This window comes from Modestobacter excelsi (assembly GCF_005930495.1).
Lineage (GTDB): Bacteria > Actinomycetota > Actinomycetes > Mycobacteriales > Geodermatophilaceae > Modestobacter > Modestobacter excelsi.
Genome location: NZ_SJEX01000004.1, coordinates 1 through 22,363, shown reverse-complemented (window position 1 = coordinate 22,363; position 22,363 = coordinate 1). Strand labels below are relative to the sequence as shown.

General features: G+C 70.9%; 19 protein-coding genes, 1 tRNA gene and 2 pseudogenes. 12 read left to right on the top strand and 10 right to left on the bottom strand.

Annotated elements, in window-relative coordinates; all coding sequences use genetic code 11:
• Nucleotides 1-30 precede the first annotated feature (30 nt).
• Nucleotides 31-103, top strand: a tRNA-Ala gene (locus FHL80_RS02535).
• Nucleotides 104-308: 205 nt separating this feature from the next.
• On the opposite strand, the pseudogene FHL80_RS02530 reads toward FHL80_RS02535, so the two are convergent.
• From FHL80_RS02530 to FHL80_RS02515, 5 genes and pseudogenes are all read right to left on the bottom strand, one after another.
• Nucleotides 309-1,277: pseudogene (locus FHL80_RS02530) on the bottom strand (tyrosine-type recombinase/integrase); the annotation flags it as partial.
• Between the two features lie 105 nt (nucleotides 1,278-1,382).
• Nucleotides 1,383-1,607, bottom strand: coding sequence for a helix-turn-helix transcriptional regulator (locus tag FHL80_RS02525; RefSeq protein ID WP_138731898.1), 225 nt, complete (start codon nucleotides 1,605-1,607; stop codon nucleotides 1,383-1,385).
• Nucleotides 1,608-1,876: 269 nt separating this feature from the next.
• Nucleotides 1,877-4,548 (bottom strand): annotated as a pseudogene (gene mobF, locus FHL80_RS02520) (MobF family relaxase); the annotation flags it as partial.
• Nucleotides 4,549-5,856: 1,308 nt separating this feature from the next.
• Nucleotides 5,857-6,009, bottom strand: coding sequence for a hypothetical protein (locus tag FHL80_RS25175; protein ID WP_216870363.1), 153 nt, complete (start codon nucleotides 6,007-6,009; stop codon nucleotides 5,857-5,859).
• A gap of 164 nt (nucleotides 6,010-6,173) precedes the next feature.
• Complete coding sequence (locus FHL80_RS02515) at nucleotides 6,174-6,635, bottom strand: hypothetical protein (RefSeq protein WP_138731897.1); 462 nt, start codon at nucleotides 6,633-6,635, stop codon at nucleotides 6,174-6,176.
• A 191-nt stretch (nucleotides 6,636-6,826) separates the two neighbouring features.
• Between FHL80_RS02515 and FHL80_RS02510 the strand changes: the two genes are divergently transcribed.
• The 3 genes from FHL80_RS02510 (at nucleotide 6,827) to FHL80_RS02500 (ending at nucleotide 9,632) form a co-directional block, all read left to right on the top strand.
• Entirely contained in the window at nucleotides 6,827-7,129 is a 303-nt protein-coding gene (locus FHL80_RS02510) for a putative quinol monooxygenase (protein ID WP_138731896.1), read from the top strand.
• A gap of 129 nt (nucleotides 7,130-7,258) precedes the next feature.
• Nucleotides 7,259-8,599: an L-fucose:H+ symporter permease gene (fucP, locus tag FHL80_RS02505; RefSeq protein ID WP_138731895.1), complete on the top strand. Its 1,341-nt coding sequence runs from the start codon at nucleotides 7,259-7,261 to the stop codon at nucleotides 8,597-8,599.
• A 67-nt stretch (nucleotides 8,600-8,666) separates the two neighbouring features.
• A complete protein-coding gene (locus tag FHL80_RS02500) occupies nucleotides 8,667-9,632 on the top strand; it encodes a carbohydrate kinase family protein (RefSeq protein ID WP_138731894.1) in 966 nt (321 codons plus the stop codon).
• 34 nt (nucleotides 9,633-9,666) lie between these two features.
• Here FHL80_RS02500 and glgA read toward each other — a convergent pair whose 3' ends face one another.
• Nucleotides 9,667-10,905 (bottom strand): glycogen synthase, encoded by a 1,239-nt coding sequence (glgA, locus tag FHL80_RS02495; protein WP_246078410.1) that lies wholly within the window; start codon nucleotides 10,903-10,905, stop codon nucleotides 9,667-9,669.
• Between glgA and glgC the strand changes: the two genes are divergently transcribed.
• Both glgC and pgm read left to right on the top strand, forming a co-directional pair.
• Entirely contained in the window at nucleotides 10,792-12,210 is a 1,419-nt protein-coding gene (gene glgC / locus FHL80_RS02490; RefSeq protein WP_281283420.1) for a glucose-1-phosphate adenylyltransferase, read from the top strand. The two genes, glgA and glgC, sit on opposite strands and share 114 nt — an antisense overlap.
• 86 nt (nucleotides 12,211-12,296) lie before the next feature.
• Nucleotides 12,297-13,940 carry a phosphoglucomutase (alpha-D-glucose-1,6-bisphosphate-dependent) gene (gene pgm / locus FHL80_RS02485; RefSeq protein WP_138731892.1) on the top strand — a complete coding sequence of 548 codons (1,644 nt, stop codon included), beginning with the start codon at nucleotides 12,297-12,299 and terminating at the stop codon, nucleotides 13,938-13,940.
• Nucleotides 13,941-14,692: 752 nt separating this feature from the next.
• Here pgm and FHL80_RS26885 read toward each other — a convergent pair.
• Nucleotides 14,693-15,088 (bottom strand): ATP-binding cassette domain-containing protein, encoded by a 396-nt coding sequence (locus tag FHL80_RS26885; RefSeq protein WP_342777308.1) that lies wholly within the window; start codon nucleotides 15,086-15,088, stop codon nucleotides 14,693-14,695.
• Between the two features lie 167 nt (nucleotides 15,089-15,255).
• Complete coding sequence (locus FHL80_RS02475; protein ID WP_281283419.1) at nucleotides 15,256-15,711, bottom strand: DUF6326 family protein; 456 nt, start codon at nucleotides 15,709-15,711, stop codon at nucleotides 15,256-15,258.
• Between the two features lie 284 nt (nucleotides 15,712-15,995).
• On the opposite strand from FHL80_RS02475, the gene FHL80_RS02470 reads away from it, so the two are divergent.
• From FHL80_RS02470 to FHL80_RS02455, 4 genes are all read left to right on the top strand, one after another.
• Nucleotides 15,996-17,060 (top strand): sensor histidine kinase, encoded by a 1,065-nt coding sequence (locus FHL80_RS02470; protein ID WP_246078408.1) that lies wholly within the window; start codon nucleotides 15,996-15,998, stop codon nucleotides 17,058-17,060.
• Complete coding sequence (locus FHL80_RS02465; RefSeq protein ID WP_138731889.1) at nucleotides 17,057-17,704, top strand: response regulator; 648 nt, start codon at nucleotides 17,057-17,059, stop codon at nucleotides 17,702-17,704. The genes FHL80_RS02470 and FHL80_RS02465 overlap by 4 nt, the downstream gene beginning before the upstream one ends.
• Nucleotides 17,705-17,883: 179 nt before the next feature.
• A complete protein-coding gene (locus tag FHL80_RS02460) occupies nucleotides 17,884-18,420 on the top strand; it encodes a peptidylprolyl isomerase (RefSeq protein ID WP_138731888.1) in 537 nt (178 codons plus the stop codon).
• 143 nt (nucleotides 18,421-18,563) lie between these two features.
• On the top strand, nucleotides 18,564-19,307 hold the full coding sequence (locus FHL80_RS02455; protein WP_138731887.1) for a rhomboid family intramembrane serine protease: 744 nt from the start codon (nucleotides 18,564-18,566) through the stop codon (nucleotides 19,305-19,307).
• A gap of 7 nt (nucleotides 19,308-19,314) precedes the next feature.
• Here the strand turns inward: FHL80_RS02455 and FHL80_RS02450 are convergent, their stop codons facing one another.
• Both FHL80_RS02450 and crgA read right to left on the bottom strand, forming a co-directional pair.
• Nucleotides 19,315-19,716: a PH domain-containing protein gene (locus FHL80_RS02450; RefSeq protein ID WP_138731886.1), complete on the bottom strand. Its 402-nt coding sequence runs from the start codon at nucleotides 19,714-19,716 to the stop codon at nucleotides 19,315-19,317.
• 597 nt (nucleotides 19,717-20,313) lie between these two features.
• Nucleotides 20,314-20,586: a cell division protein CrgA gene (crgA, locus tag FHL80_RS02445; protein ID WP_138731885.1), complete on the bottom strand. Its 273-nt coding sequence runs from the start codon at nucleotides 20,584-20,586 to the stop codon at nucleotides 20,314-20,316.
• A gap of 155 nt (nucleotides 20,587-20,741) precedes the next feature.
• Here crgA and FHL80_RS02440 point away from each other — a divergent pair, with 155 nt between their 5' ends.
• The gene (locus FHL80_RS02440) at nucleotides 20,742-21,497 is read left to right on the top strand and encodes a DUF881 domain-containing protein (RefSeq protein WP_138731884.1); all 756 of its coding nucleotides are present in this window, start codon (nucleotides 20,742-20,744) and stop codon (nucleotides 21,495-21,497) included.
• Between the two features lie 56 nt (nucleotides 21,498-21,553).
• The gene (locus FHL80_RS02435; RefSeq protein ID WP_216870362.1) at nucleotides 21,554-22,219 is read left to right on the top strand and encodes an aminodeoxychorismate/anthranilate synthase component II; all 666 of its coding nucleotides are present in this window, start codon (nucleotides 21,554-21,556) and stop codon (nucleotides 22,217-22,219) included.
• Nucleotides 22,220-22,363: the final 144 nt, after the last annotated feature.

The window sequence follows — 22,363 nt, the reverse complement described above, 5'->3', positions numbered from 1 at the left end:
GAACCGGCGGCGCGGCTCGCCGCGCTCCCCGGGGACGTAGCTCAATTGGCAGAGCACCGCCTTTGCAAGGCGGGGGTTAGGGGTTCGATTCCCCTCGTCTCCACTCCTCTGACCTCCGGATTCACCTCCGTCGGGGGCTCGGGCGAGCCCTCCGACGGGGTCTCAGTCCGCAAAAAGTCCGCAACTCGTCCGCGGGATGCGGCCCGCAGGGCGTCCAGCCGGTCGGCCACGTCGTCCAGGTCGTCGTCGAACAGGTCGGCATAGCGGTCCAGGGTCATGGCCGCCGAGGCGTGCCCGAGCATCCGCTGCACCGCCTTGACGTTGGCGCCGGCCTTGATCGCCAAGGAGGCGGCGGTGTGCCGCAGCTCGTGCGGGGTGAGACCGCGCTCCCCGATGGCCTCGGCGGCCGCGTCGAACCACGCCGAACGGGCGTTGCGGTTTCGCAGCACCGCCCCCTGTGGTGACGGGAAAGCCAACTCGCCCGAGGACCGGATCACCACCGTGCGGGCGAGCTCCTCGACGAGGAACCGCGGCAGGGGAACCGAGCGGCGCGCATGGGTCTTCGGGGTACCCCAAGCGAGCGTCCTGCCGTCGACCTCGGTGACCGCCTCCTCAATCAGGACCCGTCGGCGCAGCAGGTCGAAGTTCCGCACCCGCAGCGCGGCCAGCTCCGACCAGCGCAGTCCGCAGTAGCCGAGCACCAAGACCGCGACCCGGCCGGGACCGGCGGCGTCGGCGAGGGCCTCGAGCTGCTCCGCGGTGAGATACCGCCGGCGCTGCTGCCCCAGCGGGGGCAGAGCCACCCCCAGCGCGGGGTTGACCGCCAGCCGCCGGTCCCGGACGGCGAGCCCCAGGATGCCGGACAGGACGCCCTGCGCCTTACGGACCGAGGCGCCGGCCAGACCCGCGGCGGAAAGCTCGGACAGCCAGGCCTGGACGTCGCCGAAGGTCACCCGGATCAGCGGCACCTCCCCCCAGCGCGGCATGACGTGCGTCCTTAAGACGTCGGCGTAGCGGGCGCGAGAGGTGGGCTTGAGGTTGATCTTCCCCGCCAGCCAGATGGGGGCCAACTCGCCCACGGTCAGCCGGGCCCGCTTCGGGTCGACGTAGGTGCCGGTCTGCACGGCCGCGGTCACCTCGTCGAGCCACCGCTGGGCATCGACTTTCCGCTTGAAGTGGCGAGCGTGCTCCTTGCCCTGCTCGTCCCGGTACCGCGGCCGGTACGTACCGTCAGGTCTGCGCGCGATCGACGCCACCACCGACCACCTCCTCGTCATTGCCGGGCCGGCGACGGCAGCGCCCCGTATGCCACCGTGCCGCCCATATGCGGTTCTGTCAGCGGATCCCGACGCATCTGTGGACGGATGTGAACGCGGGCCCGCTCACGGCCGGCGGTCCGCACCGGCGGCCGCTCCGTCGTGCTGGGCGTCGATCCAGCTGCGCAGGTCGTTGGAGCGGTAGAGGACGCGGCGGCCGAGGCGGAAGCTGCGCGGGCCGGTGCCCAGGTGGCGCCAGTATCGGAGGGTGGCGACCGGGGCGCGGAGGAGCTCGGCGGCCTCGGTAAGGGTGAGCAGTTCGGGTTCGTGGCTGGCGGGATGGTCGGACATGGAGGACTCCGGTCTGGTCGGGTGAGCTGTGCTCCGTCACGGGAGCAGGCGCCGATCCGGAGCTGACGCTGACAGCCGACCACCGCACGCTGCAGGGAACCTCCAGTCGTTCCCCGCGTCCGTCGTCCGCCGTCACGGGCGCCGGCCCGCGATCATCGCCGAATGCCCGGGGTGGTGCCACCGCGGGTGCTGGACGGTCTCCGACGCTCCGCCTCGGGCCGGGGAACGCCCGATGCCGGGGCAGCCGGCCACCCAGGCGTCGGTGCGGGGCGGTCGAGCGGTTGCGAACGGGCGTAGCGGGCGGCTTCTCGAGCGGCGAGCTCGGCAGCGTGGCCGGGGCCGAGGTCGGCCCGGTTGCGGCCGAAGACGGTGATCCACTGCTCCCGGGCCTCGGCCAACTCGGCTGCGATGAGGTGAGCGGTGTTGCCCGCCCTGCCGCGGGTCATGCCGACGTAGGCCGCGGCGGCACCGGTCCGATCCCCGATCACCACGTGGGCCGCGCTGACGGTCTCTCCCTGCACCCCGTACACGGTGCTGGCGTAGGCCAGCTCCACCTGCTCGGCGACGTAGCCGGCGGGCAGCACGCGGACGTCCGCACCGGTGGGGGTGACATCGCCGCCCGGCATGCCAACGGGCGGCGATGTGGGGGTGACCAGCACGCTACCGCGCCGGCCCACCGCGGTGACGGTCCAGGTGTCCCGGTTGGCCACGTCCAGGCCGCGATCGTTGCGGCGGGTGGTAATCCGATCGCCGGCGCCGATCCGCTGCCCCGCCCGCGTGATCACGACGGTCGTGTCGTCGACCCGGCCGTCGGCGACCAGCCGGCTCCGGATCGCTGCGTTGAGCTCGCCGACCTGCTCGCGAGTGTCCGCCACCACGGCGATGTCGGCTACCCGGCCGGCGTCGGCGACGGTCGCGGCCAGCGCGTCCTGCAGCGCCCCGGGGTCGGGGTGCAGGCGGATCCGGCCGCCGGCGTGCAGGGCATCGAAGACCGCGCCCGGGTTGTCACCCCGCCGCATCGCCAGGGTCAGCGCGGCGTACTCCCGGTCCGGAACGGTCCGGGCGGTGGAGTCCGTGCGGGTGAAGCGGTGCACCGACTCCAGGGTCAGGCAGGCGCCCGGGTCGGCAGCGCCGGCGGCGAGGTCGAGGACGCCGCCGCGGCCGACGGCGGCGAGTTGGTGGCTGTCGCCGAGAAGGGCCAGGCGCGCCTGGCACTCGTCGGCGACGGTGAGCAGCGCGCGCGCGGTGTCCTGATCGAGCATGCCGGCCTCGTCGATCACCAGCAGATCCCCGGGCCGCAGCCGGTTCCTCTCATCCGGCCCGGTGTAGGCCCGGCCGCTGATCAAATCCTGGTCGCCGACGGCGAGTCGGGTCCAGTGGCTGTGCTCATCCCAGCGCCAGCCGTAGGCGAAGGCCAGAGACGCCGCCGACCCGGCTGCCGCACCGACCTCCGCACGCGCGACCTTGGCCGCCTTCAGCGTCGGGGTGACCACCACCAGTCGCCGCCCCTGCCGCTCGAGCAGGTGGCGGGTGGCGGCCAGCGTGACCGTCTTGCCCGCGCCGGCCGCGCCCTGGACCACCACCAGCCGCCGGTCGCCGGCCAGGACCGCGACCATCGAGGCCTGACGGGAATCCAGCCCCCGGAGCACGCCCCTGGGCAGCGGCTCCAGCTGCGCGGCCTCGTGGCGCGGCTGGCCGCAGCGGGCGGCGAACCGGCTGATCAGGTCCGCCTCGACGCCCAACACCGCCCGCGAGGTCCAGAACCGGATGTGCTCGGGCACCCCGTCGCCCTGCAGCAGCGGGACGCAGCGCGCCAGGGCGCGGGCGGTGAGGTCTTCGGCCAACTCCGTGCGGACTGCGGCCTCGGCCACGATGCCGTCGGCGGCGATCAGCCGCTCGGCCTCGCCGCGGAGGTCGGCTGCGTTCCAGGCGGAGCGGACCGCGGCCAGCCGGATGAGGATGCGCTCGGCACGGCGTCGCGGTCGAGCGCCCCGACCGGGGCGGCCCGCAGCTCGACCGGGCCGTCGGGGTCGCGGTGGCCGAGGGCGGCGAGTTCGGCCAGCCACCCGGCCGTGATGTCCTCGCCCGGTTGCGGGGTGACCTTGTCCGGGCGGCCGTCGGCCCAAGCTCGCGCGTCCCAGGCCCGCCGCAGTGCCGGTCCCGGGTGCTGACCCGGGTGCGCCTGCGTCCACTCCCGTTCGTAGCGGTCCCGATGGCGCCCGATTTGCGCCGCCCGGGCGCTGAAGGGACCGACGTAGCCGGCCAGCTCCGGTATCTCTCCAGTCGCGTCCACGGTGTAGCCGTGGGCGGCCAGAGCAGCCCGAAAGTCTGGGTCGGTGACGACCGCGGCATGACCGATCCCGTTGACCGCGGCAAGGGAGTCCCGGACACCGACGGTGTGCAGACCGCGCCACTTCTCGGCGGCCAGCACCCGGGCATTGATCTGTAAGTGCAGATGCCGGTGCGGATCGCCGCCCCGGGAGGTGTAGTGCCGCACCGTCACCGCCTCCAGTGTTTCGACCAGCACCTGCACCTGGCCGCCCCGGGGGCCCACCCGGGTCGTCGCATGCCCGGACAGCCAGCCGATGACCTGACCGGCGGCACGGTCCTGCGCGGCGTCGTAGGCCTCGGCAATCTCTGGGTGGAGCGCCGCAGCCAGCGACCAGGACTTCGGGCCGTTGACCACAACCTCGACGAACCGCACGGCCCGCTCGTCGTCCCGCAGTCGCCCCCGCGACACCGCGGTCTCGGGGTCCAGGCCGGCTACCCACGCCTCGTAGCCATCACCGGACAGCGGAGGCAGTTCCTCCACCCGACCAGCGGCGGCCGCGAAGCGGCGCGCGATACCAGTGTCCTCGGCCAAGTAGTAGTCATCGGCCCGGCCGCGACCAGCCTCCACATATCGGCGGGCAACGGCCGCCGCACCGGCGTACACCTTCATTCCGCCATGCAATTACCAACACCGCCCGACAATGACCAACACGTCACCCCTGCAATCGCAACGGGCCCCGCAAAGCGGGGCCCGAACTACCTACATTGGTAGCATGCGTGCCGTCTGGAGTGAAGGGTTTGCCGGCAGTCAACAAGGGACGGTCGTTGCGGATCACAGAAGCCGTGTTCACCGAGTCTTGAAACTTGTCGACTGTTACGGATCGACTTGTCCGGCATGCGGGAGGTGCGATGTCTCGTGATCTTGAAAGCCCTGGTAGAGCCTGGAGGAGGTGTCGGACCTGACGCAGGCGCTTACGGGGGGACTCGCGAGCCCGACGCTGCGGAGGTCGGTCATCGGCCGTCGCTCTGATTGTCAGTCCCGCGGAAACAATGCCGGCTGCTGGTCAGGCCGATTGTGCAGTCCCGGTGGCACTCACCATGCCAAGAGACCACCCCGCTTGCCCGGGGCGCATGAGGTGTATCGGCTCGCGACCTTGGATCGCTGGCCTCGGGGATGAGAATGCTGTGGTCGTCCGGCAACGCCGTTTCGAATAAGTGCAGGTGAGCCGGTTGAGGTGTATGGCGCGGGGTTCTCGGGTGCCCTTGATTGCGGCTGTGAGCGCGTGGGTCTGTGTCCTGGTAGACGGCCTCCGGACGCCCATCGGTCATATCGGGGGAGGAGATGACTTCAGACGCCGCACCCGCGAAGCGCCGGCTCCGTTTTGGGCCGGCGGCGGGTACGAGTGCGCCCGTGGTCACCGGGCGGCATCGGCTTGGGCGCGCTGCCGCTGTCACCCCGCGCTTCTGAGTGCCTGACCAGGGCGGACATGCCGGGCTTGTGCCCGGGGCGCTGACGCGCCGGTGCAGGTCAACTTGTTCACGGGCCTGTGTTGGACCGGAATCTTGTTCGGCCCGTTGCGTGGCCCGGTGGGCTGACGTAGGCGGGCGGTCTCTGCGGGCATTTCCGCCTGGCCAGGCACACCAACATCGCCGCCGCTCAACGAGACGCCGCCTGGAACCCGACCGCAATTAGCAACGCCCTCGCGCAGCATGATCACCGAGGCAGCGGCAGGTCAGCCAGTCGACTACCGACTTTGACGTGGCCGTGGCAGAGGCCCGGGGCGATGGTGTGTCCAAGGGGCGACTTGGTGCACAGCCCACCGGATCCGACTGCATCTGTCATGAGCCACGCGCGCGGTACGCGGATCACGGAGAGGGAGCCGGGGGAGCGTGCGCTGGAACGGGAACAGCTCTCCGCGACGGCGTCGTCGAGGAGAGCTGCGAGGGGAATTCTCGGCCCGGCTGGCGGGCCGGTGAGTCACGCGCTGATGCGCGCCTTGGCGTCAAGGCCGGTGGCGAAGGCCGGGTGCTGCGCGGCCAGTTCGCCGGCCTGTCCGAGCCCGGTGAGGGGACTGGACGGCAGGTAGGCATTGAGGTTCCGGCGGGCGACCTCGACGAGGTGGGTGGTCAAACGAGACATGGTGCTGGCACCTCTTCTCCGTGTGTTCCATCAGTGACACCACGGATAGCTATGAAGGCCCGTGCACTGTTCCAGTCGTCCGCGTGACGTCGCGCACGCCCGAGAGTGGAAGGCAGATGCGGCCGGTGGTGACCAGGCGGGTGGTCCGCGAGGGCTCACATGTCCCTGGCGGGCACGTGGGTGACCGGCAGGTGGAACTTCTGCTCCAGCCGAGCGGGCAGGTCCTGGTGCAGCCAGCGGGACAATCGGGCCGGGAGCGTCGACACGATGATCTCGTCGAACTCGCCGGCGGCCGTGGCCTCCTCGACCGCCCGCAGGGGATCGGGGTCACCCACCGTGCCGCTCGCGCGTACCTCCGCGGCGGTCAGCTTTTGTACGGCGGCGTCCAGCTTGGCCTGGGCCATCCTCCGCGCCTCACTCGGCGGAGCAGGCAAGGTCGGGGTGCCACCCATGACGGGCATCGGGATTGGCATGGCGTTGGACGCGAGGTCCTTCACCGGCGTCGCCGGCACCACGAGCCAAAACTCGGCGGGCCCTGCGGCCACGCGCTCACGGATGAGCTCCATGAGCTCGTCGCTGTCGAGCGACTGGTTCGCCACGACCAGGTAGCGGGACATGGTCTCCTCCGGACGAACCGGGCCACCTGGTGCGCCTGGGTCGGCGCCAGGGGATCCAACGGCGAAACCGTACCGCTCATCGCGGGCCGGGAGAACGGGTGCAGCCCGGGCTGGACGACCTCGAGCCGCCCCGGTCCCGACCACGCCTCGCACCCTGCCACAGGGCTCGGCCCGGGTGTAGGAACGCGCCCATGACTGAACAGGACCGCGCGCTGTTCCTCGTCGTCACCATCAAGCCCCGGGAGGACAAGCGTGCCGAGGCCGAGGAGCAACTGCAGTCCATGCGCCGGCAGACCCTCAGGGAGCCCGGCTGCGTTTTCATGCACCTCGTGCAGCCGCAGGACGACCCGGACAACTGGGTGATGCTGGAGATGTTCCGTTCCCGTGCCGCCTGGGACGAGCACATGCGCCAGCCCTACAACACCGAGGGCAACCGCATTCTCGAGGACCTGCTCCGCGAACCGTCGGACCTGCGCCTGATGGACGAGAGGTAGCGGCTCCGCGGCTGCAGACGGGCGCTGGGGGCGGGTGGAATGTGGTGGGACTGCCCGCTAGTCTCCCTTCGCGGGCTGTGACACCGGTCACAAAGACTCTTTGACCCACGTCGGTGAGGGGTGGACTCTATGGCCCGACCGTCCGAAGTCCAGCAGCAGCCGAACGTCGGAGGCCCGGCCAAGGCGGGGCTGGTCTATCCGGGCTTCGCCGTTCCGTTCGTCCTGCTTGTTGCCTGCTTCGCTGCCTGGGGTTCCGCGGCGAACCTCACGGACGTCCTCGTGGGCGTGTTCCGGCACATCTTCACGATGTCGAACTTCCAGTCCGCGTTGGTGCAGTTCGCCTACTACGGCGCGTACTTCGCACTGGCCATCCCCGCCGCCCTCATCAACCGGCGGTTCGGCTACAAGACCGGTGTGCTGACCGGACTGGGGCTGGCCACGGTCGGCGGGTTGCTCTTCATCCCAGCGAGCAAGCTGCTCGCCTACGGGTTTTTCCTCGTCGCGCTGTTCGTGCTCGCTGCGGGGTTGTCCATCCTGGAGACCTCGGCCAACCCGTTCGTGATCGCGATGGGCCCGGAGATCAGCGCGACGCAGCGGCTGAACCTCGCCCAGGCGTTCAACCCGGTGGGTGCGAACATCGGCGTCCTGCTGGGGGCCGTGCTCATCTTGCCCAACATCACGTCGGAGGCGGAGAAGGCCTCCATGACGGCGCAACAGCTCGAACGTGCCCAGGAACAGGACCTGTCCCTGGTGCTCGGGCCCTACGTCGGGATCGCCTGCGCGCTAGCGCTCATCTGGCTGCTCATCGCCTTCCGGAAGATCTCCACGCCCGACGAGCACGCCCACTTCGGGCTGGAGCAGTCGTCGGGCGGGGCGTTGAGCCGCCTGTGGCACAACCGCCACTACCGCTTCGGGGTGGTCGCACAGTTCGCCAATGTCGGTGCCCAGGTCTGCGCGTGGTCGTTCACCATCCAGTACGCCCAGGACGTCGCGGGCATCTCCACCGACAACTCAGGGTGGTTCCTGCAAGCCAGCCTGATCCTCTTCCTCGTCTCACGCTTCGTCATGACGTACCTGCTGGGGATCATCCGGCCGACGAGGCTGCTCCTCGCCATGGCGGGGCTCGGGGTCGTGCTCTGCCTGGTGGCCGTGTTCTCGCCGAACATGCTCGGCCTGCTCGCCGTCGTCGGCATCTCGCTGAGCCTGTCGCTGATGTTCCCGACGATCTACGGCGTGGCGCTGCAGGGACTGGGCCCGGACACCAAGTTTGGTGCCGCGGGTCTGGTCATGGCCATCCTGGGAGGCGCGCTCGTGACCCCGGTCATGGGCCTGGTCATGGATCATGCAGACACGAACGTCGGTTTCCTGGTCCCCGCCATCTGCCTCGCGGTCGTGGCGGCGTACGCGCTGTTCGACCTCCGGTCCTCTCGGCACGGTGGCCCTCTCGTGACCGAGGGCGCCGCGCACTGACCGGGCTGGCCTCCCTCGCCCGCCGGCCTCCGGTCAGGCACACGTTCTCGTCGACAGGAGCAGGCGGATGTTCGTGGTGATCGGGGAAGCCCTCGTCGACCTAGTCGGGCAACGGGGCAGCCGAACGCTGGTTGCGCACCCCGGCGGGAGTCCAGCCAACGTCGCCCTGGGGCTCGCCCGCCTGGGGGATCAGGTCGCCCTGATGACGCGCCTCGGGCGGGACGCCTTCGGGGAGATGGTCGCCGCGCACCTGACGGCGAGTGGTGTCCGGGTCGACGGCGGGCGCGACGACGGCGCGAAGACGAGCCTGGCCGTGGCCAGCCTGGCCGCCGGGGTCGCCGCCTACGACTTCCGCATCGAGTGGGACATCGGTGACCTGGCCCCGCTCCCGGTCGAGACCCGGTGCGTCCACACGGGCTCTTTGGCGACCGTACTGGCGCCCGGCGCAGGCCAGGTGACGGATCTCCTGGAGCGTGAGCGCGAGCGGGGGAGGGTGACGATCTCCTACGACCCCAACGTGCGCCCTGCCCTCCTGGGATCTCCGGAGGAGGCGAGGCCGGGGATCGAGCACCTCGTGGCTCTGTCGGACGTGGTCAAGGTCAGCGACGAGGACCTGCACTGGCTGTATCCCGACCGCCCGGACGAGGACGTGGCGAGGGACTGGCTGGCGCTCGGTGCGCCCTTGGTCGTCGTCACCCGGGGCGGTGCGGGCGTTTTCGCGGTCACGGCCCACCTGGAGCTCACCCGACCGGCCACCCGGATCGACCTGGTCGATACCGTGGGGGCGGGTGATTCCTTCAGCGCTGGACTCCTGGACGGGCTGCGACGTGCGGATCTCATCGGTGGTGCTCGCAAGGAGGCGCTGGCGAGGATCGACGAGTCGAGCTTGATCAGTATCCTGGATGAGGCCAGCCTCATCGCGTCGATCACCTGCTCGCGTCCGGGGGCCGATCCGCCGACCTGGGCGGAGGTGGAGGCGGCGCGCGGTGCTCGGCCGCCAGCACGGCAGTCGACCGGCATCGGTCCGGGCTGACCGCGCCGCCTTTGTCCTCCGGCTGGTCGGTGGGTCAGCCGGCCCGCAGGGACCGGTACAGCTCGACCGTTCGCTCGGCGATCGTCGTCCACGAGAAGTGGTCGACCGCCCGGCGTCGCCCGGCTTCTCCCATCGCCGCCGCGCGGGAGGGGTCCTCGAGTAGCTGCGTGATCGCCGCGGCGAGGTCGCTGGTGAACCGGTCCGGGTCCGAGGGTGTGCCGCTGCCATCCGGCGCCTGCTCGATGGGCACGAGCAGGCCCGTCTCGCCGTCGGCTACGACCTCGGGAATGCCACCGGTCGCCGTGGCGACGACGGCGGCCCGGCAGGCCATGGCCTCGAGGTTGACGATGCCCATTGGCTCGTAGATCGACGGGCAGACGAAGACGGTCGTGTGGCTGAGGACCTGGATGACGTCGGGCTTGGGCAGCATGTCGGCGACCCACACCACCCCGTTCCGGATGCCGCGCAGTTCCTCGACCAAGGCCGTCACCTCGGCGCTGATCTCCGGGGTGTCGGGCGCGCCGGCGAGCAGGACGAGCTGCGCGTCCGCCGGCAGGTCCCTTGCGGCCCGCAGCAGGTAGGGGAGCCCCTTCTGGCGGGTGATCCGGCCGACGAACACCACGCTGGGTCGGTCGGGGTCGATACTCAGGCGGGTCAGGACGTCGATGTCCGGGTCGGGTGCGTACTCCGCCGTGTCGATGCCGTTGTGCACCACCGTGACGCGGTCTGGGTCGACTCCCGGGTAGGCCGCCAGGACGTCGCGGCGCATCCCGGCCGACACCGCGATCACGGCGTCGGCGGCCTCCAGTGCGGTTCGTTCCGCCCAGGACGACAGTGCGTAGCCACCGCCGAGCTGCTCGGCCTTCCAGGGTCGTAGGGGTTCGAGGCTGTGCGTGGAGACGACGTGCGGGACGCCGTGCAGCAGCTTGGCCACGTGACCGGCCAGGTTCGCGTACCAGGTATGGCTGTGAACCACGTCGGTGCCCGCGCAGCCCGCCGCCATCTCGAGGTCCACGCCCAGGGTGCGCAGTGCGGGGTTGGCACCGTCGAGCCCGGGTGGATCGGCGTACGAGGTGACCCCTGCCTCGCCCCGCGGACCGCCGAAGCAGTGCACCCGTACGTCTACGTGTGGACGGAGCTCACGAGCTAGGTACTCCACGTGCACCCCGGCACCGCCGTACACCTCCGGCGGGTACTCGCGGGTCAGCAGGTCGACCCGCAGGCCGGTACCGGTGGTCTGGGAACCGGCGTCGGCCGGTGTGTCCTGCGTCACGCGCCGACCCTAGGGCCACACGGCCCTGATTGCCCCTGGTCGGGCGATAGTAGGAGGGCTACGTTCCGCCGTGTGGCGACTGAGGTGCTCGCGATGGTGCTGGCCGGTGGCGAGGGCAAGCGGCTGATGCCGTTGACTGCCGACCGGGCCAAGCCGGCGGTGCCGTTCGGCGGCATGTACCGAATGATCGACTTCGTCCTGTCCAACCTGGTCAACGGCGGCTACCGCAAGCTGGTGGTACTGACCCAGTACAAGAGCCACTCTCTGGACCGGCACATCAGCAAGACGTGGCGGCTGTCGACGCTGCTGGGCGGCTATGTGGCGCCGGTACCCGCACAACAGCGGCTCGGCCCTCAGTGGTTCGCCGGGTCCGCCGACGCCATCCACCAGAGCATGAACCTGATCAACGACGAGCAGCCTAAGTACGTCGTCGTGTTCGGGGCGGACAACATCTACCGGATGGACCCGCAGCAGATGCTGGACCAGCACATCGAGTCCGGCGCGGGGGTGACGGTGGCGGCCATCCGCCAGCCGCTGGCCATGGCCGACCAGTTCGGGGTCATCGAGGTCGACGCGGACGGCCGCCGCATCTCGGCGTTCCGGGAGAAGCCGGCCGACGCACACGGTCTGCCGGACGCGCCGCACGAGGTCTTCGCCTCGATGGGCAACTACGTGTTCACCACCAGCGTCCTCGTGGACGCGGTAACCCAGGATGCTCAGGACCCCGACAGCAAGCACGACATGGGCGGGAGCATCGTCCCCATGCTGGTCGAGCGCGGCGAGGCGGCCGTGTACGACTTCCGCGACAACGACGTCCCCGGGCAGCGCGAAAGCGAGCGCGGGTACTGGCGCGACGTCGGGACGCTGGACAGCTACTACGACGCCCACATGGACCTGATCTCCGTCAACCCCGAATTCAGCCTCGCCAACCCGGAGTGGCCGATCTTCACCGACCCCCAGACCTTTCCTCCGGCACGCACTGTGCACGGCTCGCATGGCCGCGTCGGCAGTGCGATGGAGTGCCTGCTGGCGCCTGGCTCCGTCGTGTCGGGCTCCACCGTGAGCCGGTCCGTCCTGTCCCCGGGAGCGCACGTGCACTCCTGGGCCCAGGTCGACTCCTCGGTGCTCATGCACGGTGTTCAGGTCGGGCGGAACGCCATCGTGCGCAACGCGATCCTGGACAAGAACGTCGTGATACACGAGGGCGCGAAGGTCGGGGTCGACCTGGCCCGGGACCGGGAGCTGTACACGGTGTCGGAGAACGGGATCGTCGTCATAGGCAAAGGCCAACAGGTCGTGCCCTGAGCCTCCGCCGACGTGAGCCACCAGCCCTCGAGCGTCGGCAGACCTCGCGCGACACCGGTGACCGATCGCATCCCAGGAGGTCCGGAATGGCAGTCTCCGAGCGGGCGGGCCTTCAGGCCGGGCCGGATGATCTAGTCGACGTCGCGCGACTGGTGACGGCGTATTACACCGAGCATCCTGATCCAGGCGACCCCGGGCAGCGGGTGAGCTTTGGGACCTCGGGGCACCGCGGCTCGTCCCTGCATGCAGCCTTCAACGACGACCACATCGCTGCGACCACCCAGGCGATCTGCGACTTCCGGCGAGCAGCGGGTACGGACGGCCCGCTCTTCCTCGCCAAGGACACCCATGCGCTCTCCGAACCGGCATGGGCAAGCGCATTGGAGGTGCTGGCCGGCAACGGAGTTTACGTCCTCGTCGACAGCCGCGACGCCTACACGCCGACCCCGGCGCTGTCGCACGCCGTGCTCACCTACAACCGGGAGCGGGCCGGCGGGCTGGCCGACGGCATCGTCATCACGCCGTCGCACAATCCACCGGCCGACGGCGGGTTCAAGTACAACCCGCCGGACGGCGGACCGGCGGGGAGCGACATCACGTCCGCCGTTCAAGACGCCGCCAACCAGCACCTCCGCGAAGGTCTGCGGGGCGTGCGCCGGGTGCCACTGACCAGGGCGCGTGCGGCTGAGACGACCGGCACGTACGACTTCCTCGCCGGCTACGTCGACGACCTGCCCTCGGTCCTCGACCTCGACGCCGTGCGTCAGGCCGGCGTGCGTATCGGCGCTGACCCGCTCGGTGGCGCGAGCGTGCACTACTGGGGGGAGATCGCGAACCGGCACCGCCTGGACCTGACGGTGGTCAACCCGCTCGTCGATCCGACGTGGCGTTTCATGACCCTGGACTGGGACGGCAAAATCCGCATGGACTGCAGTTCGCCCTACGCCATGGCGTCGCTTATCGAGCGCCGGACCGAGTTCCAGGTGTCGACCGGCAACGACGCCGACGCGGACCGGCACGGCATCGTGACCCCCGAATCCGGACTGCTCGCCCCCAACGCCTACCTCAGCGTCGCGATCGAGTACCTGTTCGGGCATCGGGAGGGTTGGCCGCCAGCCGCTGCTGTCGGCAAGACGCTCGTGAGCTCGTCCATGATCGATCGCGTGGCCGCCGCGCTGTCGCGCGCACTGCTGGAGGTCCCCGTGGGCTTCAAGTGGTTCGTGCCAGGTCTCCTCGACGGGTCGGTCGCCTTCGGCGGCGAGGAGTCGGCGGGCGCGTCGTTCCTGCGCAGGGACGGCAGGACATGGACAACGGACAAGGACGGGCTGCTGCTGTGCCTCCTGGCCGCCGAGATCACCGCAGTTACGGGCAGCTCGCCCGGTGAGCTGTACCGCCGGCTCACCGACCGTTTCGGCGAGCCGGCGTACGCACGCATCGACGCGCCGGCAGACCGAGCGCAGAAAGCGGTCCTCGGGAAGTTGTCACCGGAGCAGGTAACCGCGACCGAGCTCGCGGGGGAGCCGATCACCGCAAGGATGACCAGCGCGCCGGGAAATGGAGCCTCCCTCGGCGGGCTCAAGGTGACCACCCAGTCGGGCTGGTTCGCCGCGCGGCCATCCGGCACCGAAGACGTCTACAAGATCTACGCAGAAAGCTTTTTCGGTCCAGAGCACCTGAAGATGATCCAGAAGGAAGCGCAGGACATCGTGTCGTCGGTGATCGGCGGATAGCCGCCGCGACTCCTCGGGCGGCCGCGCCGGGCGCCGTTTCCGGCAAGGGAACTCGGTGCGTAGCCCAAACGCATTTCCCCTGTCGGCGGCGGACGTAGACCCCCATCTCTCAGCCACCTGGAGCAACGAGGCTTCGAGACGGCAGGTCCCACGCCTCGGCAACGGCCCCCTCGAACCTGTTACGCCGCACGCGCCCTCGCCACCTTCCCGCGTCTCCACCTCTACACCGTCCGCCCGAGCGGACTTCGCTACGCCGCGACAGACGCTCGAGTCGGGGTGCAGTGGTGCAGTGGTGCATGGAGATGGGAGCGAAGCGCAGAACCCCCAGTGGCGCACCGTGCTCGCCGAGTCCGAGGGGATCGACCAGCTCTGTACCGTTTCTGGTTCGAAAATTCGCCACCGCCGACAGTTGGACGGTGAGGCCGGGTCCACCGCGTCGAGGCAGGACGCGGGCAGTCAGCCGAGCGTCCAGCCCGCTTTCCCATAACCAGCTCTCCTCCGACTGCGCAGCGCCGGGGAAGGGTGGGCCGTAGGCCCATCCCGCAGGGACGCGCAGCGCCCTTCCGGCGGCCGGCGCAGTTGGGCAGGCTCGCGGGGGTGGGGCGGGTGCTTTCCCAGAGCGCTTCATGCGAGGCGGCTGCTGCGGCGACCCGCAGTCCGCACAGAGTCCGCAGATGGTCCGCAGAACGGCCAGAATTGGGCAACGACTCTCGACAGCGGCCATCGGCGGAAGTGCTGGTCAAGTCCCGGTTTCAGTCACAGCCCATTGCGCCAAACCACCCCTCGATCGGTTTTGCAAGGCGGGGGTTAGGGGTTCGATTCCCCTCGTCTCCACCAGCCTGACCTCCGGATCCACCTCCGTCGGGGGCTCGGTCGGGCCCTCCGAAGTCGTAGTGGGTGGCGGCCATGGAGCGCACGTGCGAGCGGGCGCTGCGGCCGGGGTGCACGGCACGTGCCTCCAGCAGGGCGCCGACCTCCCGTAGCGGGGCACGGTGCTGCCGGTGGGGCTTGCCGTCGACGGTGACGGTGCCCGACGTCGGCCGGTCCAGTCCCATGATCATGCGCATGGTCGTGGACCTGCCAGCGCCGTTCGGGCCGAGGAACCCGGTGACGGTCCCGGGCGCGATCGTGACGCTGAGGGAGTGCACGGCGGTGGTGTCGCAGTAGCGCCTGGTGAGCTCGCGTGCCTCGATCACGACCGGGACCGTTCTGGGGGATGGGGTGGGACGGAGTTCTCAGCAGCGGACGTCGAGGCAGGTGACCGTGCCCGCGGGTGGCGCGAGCGAAGGACGGTCGAGCCCCGGGGCGGGCACGGTCAGGCCTGCTGCGGCGTGCGGAGTGGCTCGCTGTCGAGGCTGGCTGCCAGGGTCGCCGGTGATGCGGTGCGGCGGGGCCAGGTCCAGGCGGAGCGCAGGATGAAGGCCAGGAGCAGCACCTCGAGTCCGATGGAGAGGCCGTAGAAGAAGGCCCAGTCCCAGGACTCCCCTGCCGCGTTGTACATCGAGTAGGGGATGTACAGCGATGCAACGACGAGGTTCGTGGCGCGGTTCACCCGGGCGGGCAGCGTCATGGAGAGCATCACCATCAGGGCCGGGATCGCCACGGACGCGAGCATCACGGTCAGGATCGTCGGGCTGATGTCGAACGTGAAGACGGTGCCGGCCAGGATGTCGTCGACGACGCCGGGCTTGTACAGATGGAAGTAGTCGACGTAGATGTACAGGAACATGCAGCTGGTCCATGCTGCTGCGAGTTCGGCCTGCACGGGCATGCGCAGATCTTCCAGCGCGGTGTGGGATCGAGGCGTTCTCATCACAGTGCTCCTTGCCTTGATCGGGTGGGTGCTCCCACCTTCACGAATGGCGGCGGCGGGCACATCAGCCCCGGAGCCTGATCCGACCTGGCCGTTGGCACAGCCGAGCTCTTGTACTTTCGGCCGATACCCCGATCACGGGGGCTGCCTAGGCTGATCAGATGGCCACCAACGCACTCCACGCGCTGTGGGCCGAGCCTCGACCCACGAATGCCCCGGGCCGGGGGCCGCGGGACTGGGCCTTGGTCGCAGCACTGGTCGGCTGGTCCGTGGTGGAAGCGGTGCTTCGCCAGGACCTGGCGCCGCGCCCGGTGCTGCTGCTCTATGCGCTCGCGGTCATCGGGCCGCTGCTGTGGCGACGCACGCACCCGCTCGTCGCGGTTGCGATCTCCTTCGGCACGTTGACGATCGTCGACATCGTCAGGATCCTCACCGGGTCGCAAGGCGCCCCGCTGAACAGCACCGCCGCGGCGCTGATCCTGGCCTACGCCCTGTTCCGGTGGGGCTCCGGTCGGGAAGCCGCAATCGGCCTCGGCGTCATCCTGCTCTGGCAGCCCATCACCCGCGTCGCCGACCCCATGAGCTCGGTGGAGACGGTCGGAGGTTACGGGTTCTTCCTGTTCGCCGCCGCGCTCGGCGCCGCGATCCGCTATCGCACGAAGTTCCGCATCCGCGACATCGACCAGGCCAAGGCCCGCGAACGCGAGCAGCTGGCGCGCGAGCTGCACGACACCGTCGCCCACCACGTGTCGGGCATCGCCATCCAGGCCCAAGCAGGACGTGCCATCGCGGCCTCCCACCCCGAGCGTGCCATCGAGGCCCTGGCCATCATCGAGGACGCAGCGACCCGCACCCTCACCGAGCTGCGCGCCATCGTCGGCGTGCTCCGCGCCACACAGGACACCGAGTTCGCGCCGCAGCCCGGCGTGGCCGAGGTCGAGCAGCTCGCCACCGATGGCCAGACGCGTCCCTGCGTCGAGGTGACGCTCTCCGGCGAGTTCGACGACCTCAGCCCGGCGGTCGGGGCCGCGATCTACCGCCTGGCCCAGGAGTCCATCACCAACGCTCGACGGCACGCCCGCCACGCGACCCAGGTCACCGTCGCCGTCACAGGCGACGCCGACCGGGTACGACTCACCATCGACGACGACGGCTCCGCCGCTGGCGGCCGCGCCCCAGCGGGCTACGGACTGGTGGGCATGCGGGAACGCGCTTCACTGCTCGGCGGCACCTTCCACGCAGGCCCCGCCGCCGAGCGGGGCTGGCGGGTGGAGGCGGTCCTGCCCCGAACCGGCACGCCACGATGAGCATCAGGGTCCTCATCGCCGACGACCAGCCCATCGTGCGCACCGGGCTGACGATGCTGCTCGACGCCCAACCCGACATCGACGTGGTCGGCGCGGCCGCCGACGGGCGCGAGGCAGTCCGCCTGGCGCTCCAGCTGCGCCCCAACGTCGGCCTGTTCGACATCCGGATGCCGCTGATGGACGGCATCGAAGCCACCCGACGCCTCGCCGGCCACGACGTCACCGACCCCCTGCCGATCGTGGTCATCACCACCTTCGACCTCGACGAGTACGTCCACGGGGCGCTCAGAGCCGGCGCCCGCGGGTTCCTGCTGAAGGACGCCGGACCCGCCCTGCTGACCCAGGCCATCCACGCCGCCGCCGACGGAGACGCACTGATCGCACCCAGCGTGACTGTCCGACTGCTCGCAGCGTTCGCTCACGCACAGACCTCACCACCGAGGCAGCCGATGGAACCGCTCACCGCCCGCGAGGAGGAAGTCCTCGTGCCTGTAGCCCAGGGCCGCACCAACAACGAGATCGCCAGCGAGCTCTACATCACCCCGAGCACCGTCAAAGCCCACCTCGCCAGCCTCATGCGAAAACTCGGCGCCCGAAACCGCGTCGAGGTCGCCATGTGGGCCCACGAGACCGGCCGCATCTGACGCCGCCAGCTCCCGCCGCCGTTCGCCGCAACCCCCCACAGCGTCACGGAGCGGCGTGCACCCCTCGGAGGGACGCTGCGTCCTCTCACGCGAACTGCTCCCCCACCGCTGGCCCTCGTCTCCACCCCTCCGGCCGACCCCTCGGCACGCCGCTGCGCAGCAGTGGGAGAGTGGTGCCCGTGACTGAACAGACTGCTCCCGCACGGCGCGCCGTCCTGCACACCAACCGGGGCGACATCACCGTCGACCTGTTCCCCGACCACGCCCCGAAGACGGTCGCGAACTTCGCCGACCTGGCCGAGGGCGCCAAGGAGTGGACGCACCCGAGGACCCGCGCCAAGACCACCGACAAGCTCTACGACGGCACGGTCTTCCACCGGGTCATCGAGGGCTTCATGATCCAGGGCGGCGACCCGCTCGGCCAGGGCATCGGTGGCCCCGGCTACCAGTTCGGCGACGAGTTCCACCCCGACCTGGCGTTCAACCGGCCCTACCTGCTGGCCATGGCGAACGCCGGCCCGGGCACCAACGGCTCGCAGTTCTTCATCACCGTCGGCCCCACGCCGCACCTGAACCGCAAGCACACGATCTTCGGCGAGGTGGCCGACGACGCCAGCCGCCAGGTCGTCGACGCCATCGCCACCACCCCCACCGCCCGCGGTGACCGGCCGGTCGAGGACGTGGTCATCAACTCCGTCGAGGTGCAGCGCAGCTGAGCGCTCCCGACGGCACGGACGACACCGGAGGCGCCGGCGCGGGCAACCCGTCGCCGGCGCCTCCGGCGACGTGCTACCGCCACCCCGACCGCCCGACCGGCGTGCGATGCGTGCGCTGCGGTCGGCCGATCTGCCCGGAGTGCATGAACCCCGCCGCCGTCGGGTTCCAGTGCCCGGACGACGTAGCTGCGGGCAACGCCGGGGTGCGCCAGCCCCGCCGCGGCGGTGGGCTGCAGCGCGCCGGACGCCGCTGGGGCCCGGTCACGCTGACCCTCATCGGCGTCAACGTCGCGATGTTCGTGCTCACCGCCGTCCTCACCGGCACCGGTGGGCAGGACCCGCTGCAGAACTACCGCACCGAGCTCTTCCAGGACCTGGCCCAGGTGCCGGTGTTCGTGGAGATGGGCGACTGGTGGCGGCCGTTCACCGCGGCGTTCCTGCACTACGGCGTGCTGCACCTGGGGCTGAACATGCTGTCCCTGCTGGTGTTCGGCTCCGAGCTGGAACGCCTGCTCGGCCGGGGCCGCTACCTGACCGTCTACCTGGTGTCGATCGCCGGCGGGGCGGCGGCCATCCAGCTGCTGGGCGCCCCCTTCGGTCAGGTCGCGGGTGCCTCCACCGCCATCTACGGCCTGATGGGCGCCTTGGGCGTGGTGCTGGTGCACCAGAAGCAGGACCTCCGGGGCATCCTGACCCTGCTGGGGATCAACCTGGTGATCAGCTTCCTGCCCGGTGTCTCGCTGATCGGGCACCTGGGCGGTCTCGTCGGGGGAGCCGCTGCCGCGGCGGTGCTGGTCGCCGCCCGCCGTCGCCCGCCGCTGGCGATCGCCGGCATCGCCGCACTCGTCGTCGTCCTGCTGGTGCTGGTCTACGCCGGCGTGGGCTGACCGGATCTCACCCGGCCGCTCCGCCGGCCTGCAGCACCTCGGCCACCGTCTCCGGGTCGGTGCCCAGCTCGCGCCGTCCCAGCACCACCAGCACGGCGTCGTCCGAGCGGTCCTCCAGCTCGAGCGTGCGGGCCCGCATCCCCCACCGCCGCTGCACCCGCACCCGGGCCCGCACGTGCGGCCACGCGATCGTCGTGGGCCCGGCGAGCGCCCGCACCGTCACCCCGTCCGGGCCGGTCCGCACCCGCGGCCTGAGGAGGGCGTCCTGGGCGGCCAGGCCGAGCAGCAGCAGTGCGGCCCCGCCGACCAGCACCTGGCCGACCGGGTCGACCACGAGGACGGCGAAGGCCAGCCCCAGCCCGGCGACCGCGGTCGCGACGACCTCACCGGTCCGTGGCCCCCACTGCACGTCCCCAGCTTGGCAGGACCGGCCTCGCACCGCCGCCGTCCACAGGACCGTCCCCGTCGTCCCCCGGCCGGGCGCCCGGCGGACCGGGCGACACGGTCGGCGGGTTGTCGACAACACGCCGCTGCACGCCCGGGACCGGGCTGTCACGCTGCTCGTTTGCGTTCCTGGGCGACGGGTAGTAAGAGCTCAGGACACGGTTCTGAAGAAGTTGGTTGTCCACGTTTACCCACAGGTGTGTACACAACTGGGGACGGACTTCCAGCGGTGTAGTTACCCCCGTGCCCTTTCCGTCCCAACCGTCACATCGACGGCATCTGCGCAGGTCAGCGTGCCCGTGGGGGTCGTCCACACTCCACATGTCGTGGACAACCATGGGGACGGCCGAGCCGGCCACCTGTGGACGGACTCGCCCGCTGTACACAGCCCGGGGCGCCTGACAGGGCGCTGACCTGCGCGTTGTCCGCTTGTCGACATCCCGGAGCGGTCACTCAGCGCGTCCGTCCGGTGACCCAGCGCCGGTGGACAACCCGGGGGACGGCACAGGCCCCCGTCCCGGAGCGGGACGAGGGCCTGTGGACAGCGCGGTGGAGCGGTCGATCAGCGCCAGCGCATCGACATGACCAGCCCGGCGACCATGGCGCCGAACCCGATGGCGAAGTTCCAGGCGCCGAGGGACACCATGAACCCGATCCGGTCACCGGCGACGTAGTAGACGACGATCCACAGCAGGCCGATGAGCATCAGGGTGACCATGAGGACCGCGTACCAGCGAGGGCTGGGCTCCACGGCGCGGGCACGGGCCGCGCGGGAGGGCAGCACACCCTCCGGCGGGGTGTACACCGACTTCTTGCGCACCTTCGACTTGGGCACCGTACGGACTCCCTCGCTGGGCCGGTGGCCTGTCGCCCCGGCGTGAACTCATCCCAGCCTAAGCTGCCCTGGCGAGCACACCCGTCCGGTGCACGGGGCGCGTCATCCTGCGGGGCGGGTGCCCGGCGCCGCCGGACGCCGGCCAGGAGGTGAGCATGTCGCGGTCACCCCGGTGGCGACGGCTCTCGCTGTGGACGGCGCTGGTCCCCGTCGTCGCCCTGGTGGCCGGCCTCCTCTTCGCCACCTCCAGCCGGACGGCGCTCGGCACCGACCTGCGGGCGGGGGAGAGCTCGCAGCTCCCCGGGCTCATCCAGCAGCGGGACGCCGACGTCGCCCGGCAGCAGGAGGAGCTCGCCCGGCTGCAGCAGCAGGTGCAGGCCCTCACCGACCAGGCGGCCTCACGCAACAGCGAGGTCGCGGCCGCGCAGGCCGAGGGCGCCCAGGGGACGACCTCCGCCGGCCTGACCGCGCTGGAGGGTCCGGGCCTGTCGGTCACCCTGGACGACGCGCCGCCGGAGCCCAACGGCGCCCAGCCCGGCAACACCAGCCCGGACAACCTGGTCATCCACCAGTCCGACGTGCAGGGCGTGGTCAACGCGATGTGGGCCGCCGGGGCGGACGGCGTGGCCATCATGGGGCAGCGGCTGATCGCGACCAGCGCCGTGATCTGCGTCGGCAACACGCTGCTGCTGCAGGGCCGCACCTACTCCCCGCCGTTCGTCGTCACCGCCATCGGGGACGCAGCGCAGATGCGCCAGCGGCTGGCGGCCTCCTACGAGGTGCAGCTGCTCGAGGCCGCCGTGGACCAGTTCGGCCTGACCTACCAGGTGTCCGACCAGCGCCAGGTCAACCTGCCCGCCTACGAGGGACCCCTGGAGCTCCAGTACGCCACCACGGCCCCCACCGACTGACGAAGCGGCCAGGGGGGCGGGTGACGGCGGCGTGGTGGGCCGTGTACACCTGATGCGTGGCCACCCTCGACGCCCCGCGGCCGGTGCTCGTCGTCGACAACTTCGACAGCTTCGTCTACAACCTCGTGCAGTACCTCGGCCAGCTGGGCGTGCCCAGCGTCGTCCGGCGCAACGACGCCGTGACGGTCGCCGAGCTGGCCGACCTCGACGTCGCCGGTGTGCTGCTCTCGCCGGGCCCCGGGACGCCCACCGACGCCGGGGTGACCGTGCCGATGGTGCGCGCCGCCGCAGGGGCCGGGCTGCCCGTCCTGGGGGTGTGCCTGGGCCACCAGGCCATCGCCGAGGCGTTCGGCGGCGTCGTCGGCCGCGCGCCTGAGTTGCTGCACGGGAAGACCAGCCAGGTGGTGCACGACGGCGTCGGCGTCCTCGCCGGGCTGGCGTCACCGTTCACCGCCACCCGCTACCACTCACTGGCCGTGGAGGCCGACAGCGTGCCCGCCGAGCTCGAGGTCACCGGCCGGACCCCGTCGGGCATCGTCATGGCGCTGCGGCACCGGGAGCTGCCGATCGAGGGCGTCCAGTTCCACCCCGAGTCGGTGCTGACCGAGGGCGGCCACCAGCTGCTGGCCAACTGGCTGACCGGCTGCGGGCTGGCGCCCGACCCTGCCCGGGTGGCCGCCGCCGAGGCAACCGCCCACCGCCTCACCGTTGCGACCGTCTAGAAGGACCACCCGTCCCCACACGCCTCGCGAGCTCGGCGTGGGCCCCTGACGGTTGGCCGGGGGCGCTCCGCCGTTACGTCGTCGGGCTCGCTGGCGGCGTGGTGGCCGCGGGGGCCGGCGGTGCCGTCGACGGCGGGGTGGTCG

Coding starts and splice junctions, on each gene's coding strand:
- FHL80_RS02525 (WP_138731898.1), bottom strand. CDS start 1,607: ATGTCCGACCATCCCGCCAGCCACGAACCCGAACTGCTCACCCTTACC.
- FHL80_RS02515 (WP_138731897.1), bottom strand. CDS start 6,635: ATGTCCCGCTACCTGGTCGTGGCGAACCAGTCGCTCGACAGCGACGAG.
- FHL80_RS02510 (WP_138731896.1), top strand. CDS start 6,827: ATGACTGAACAGGACCGCGCGCTGTTCCTCGTCGTCACCATCAAGCCC.
- fucP (WP_138731895.1), top strand. CDS start 7,259: ATGGCCCGACCGTCCGAAGTCCAGCAGCAGCCGAACGTCGGAGGCCCG.
- FHL80_RS02500 (WP_138731894.1), top strand. CDS start 8,667: ATGTTCGTGGTGATCGGGGAAGCCCTCGTCGACCTAGTCGGGCAACGG.
- pgm (WP_138731892.1), top strand. CDS start 12,297: ATGGCAGTCTCCGAGCGGGCGGGCCTTCAGGCCGGGCCGGATGATCTA.
- FHL80_RS02475 (WP_281283419.1), bottom strand. CDS start 15,711: ATGCCCGTGCAGGCCGAACTCGCAGCAGCATGGACCAGCTGCATGTTC.
- FHL80_RS02465 (WP_138731889.1), top strand. CDS start 17,057: ATGAGCATCAGGGTCCTCATCGCCGACGACCAGCCCATCGTGCGCACC.
- FHL80_RS02455 (WP_138731887.1), top strand. CDS start 18,564: ATGAACCCCGCCGCCGTCGGGTTCCAGTGCCCGGACGACGTAGCTGCG.
- FHL80_RS02440 (WP_138731884.1), top strand. CDS start 20,742: ATGTCGCGGTCACCCCGGTGGCGACGGCTCTCGCTGTGGACGGCGCTG.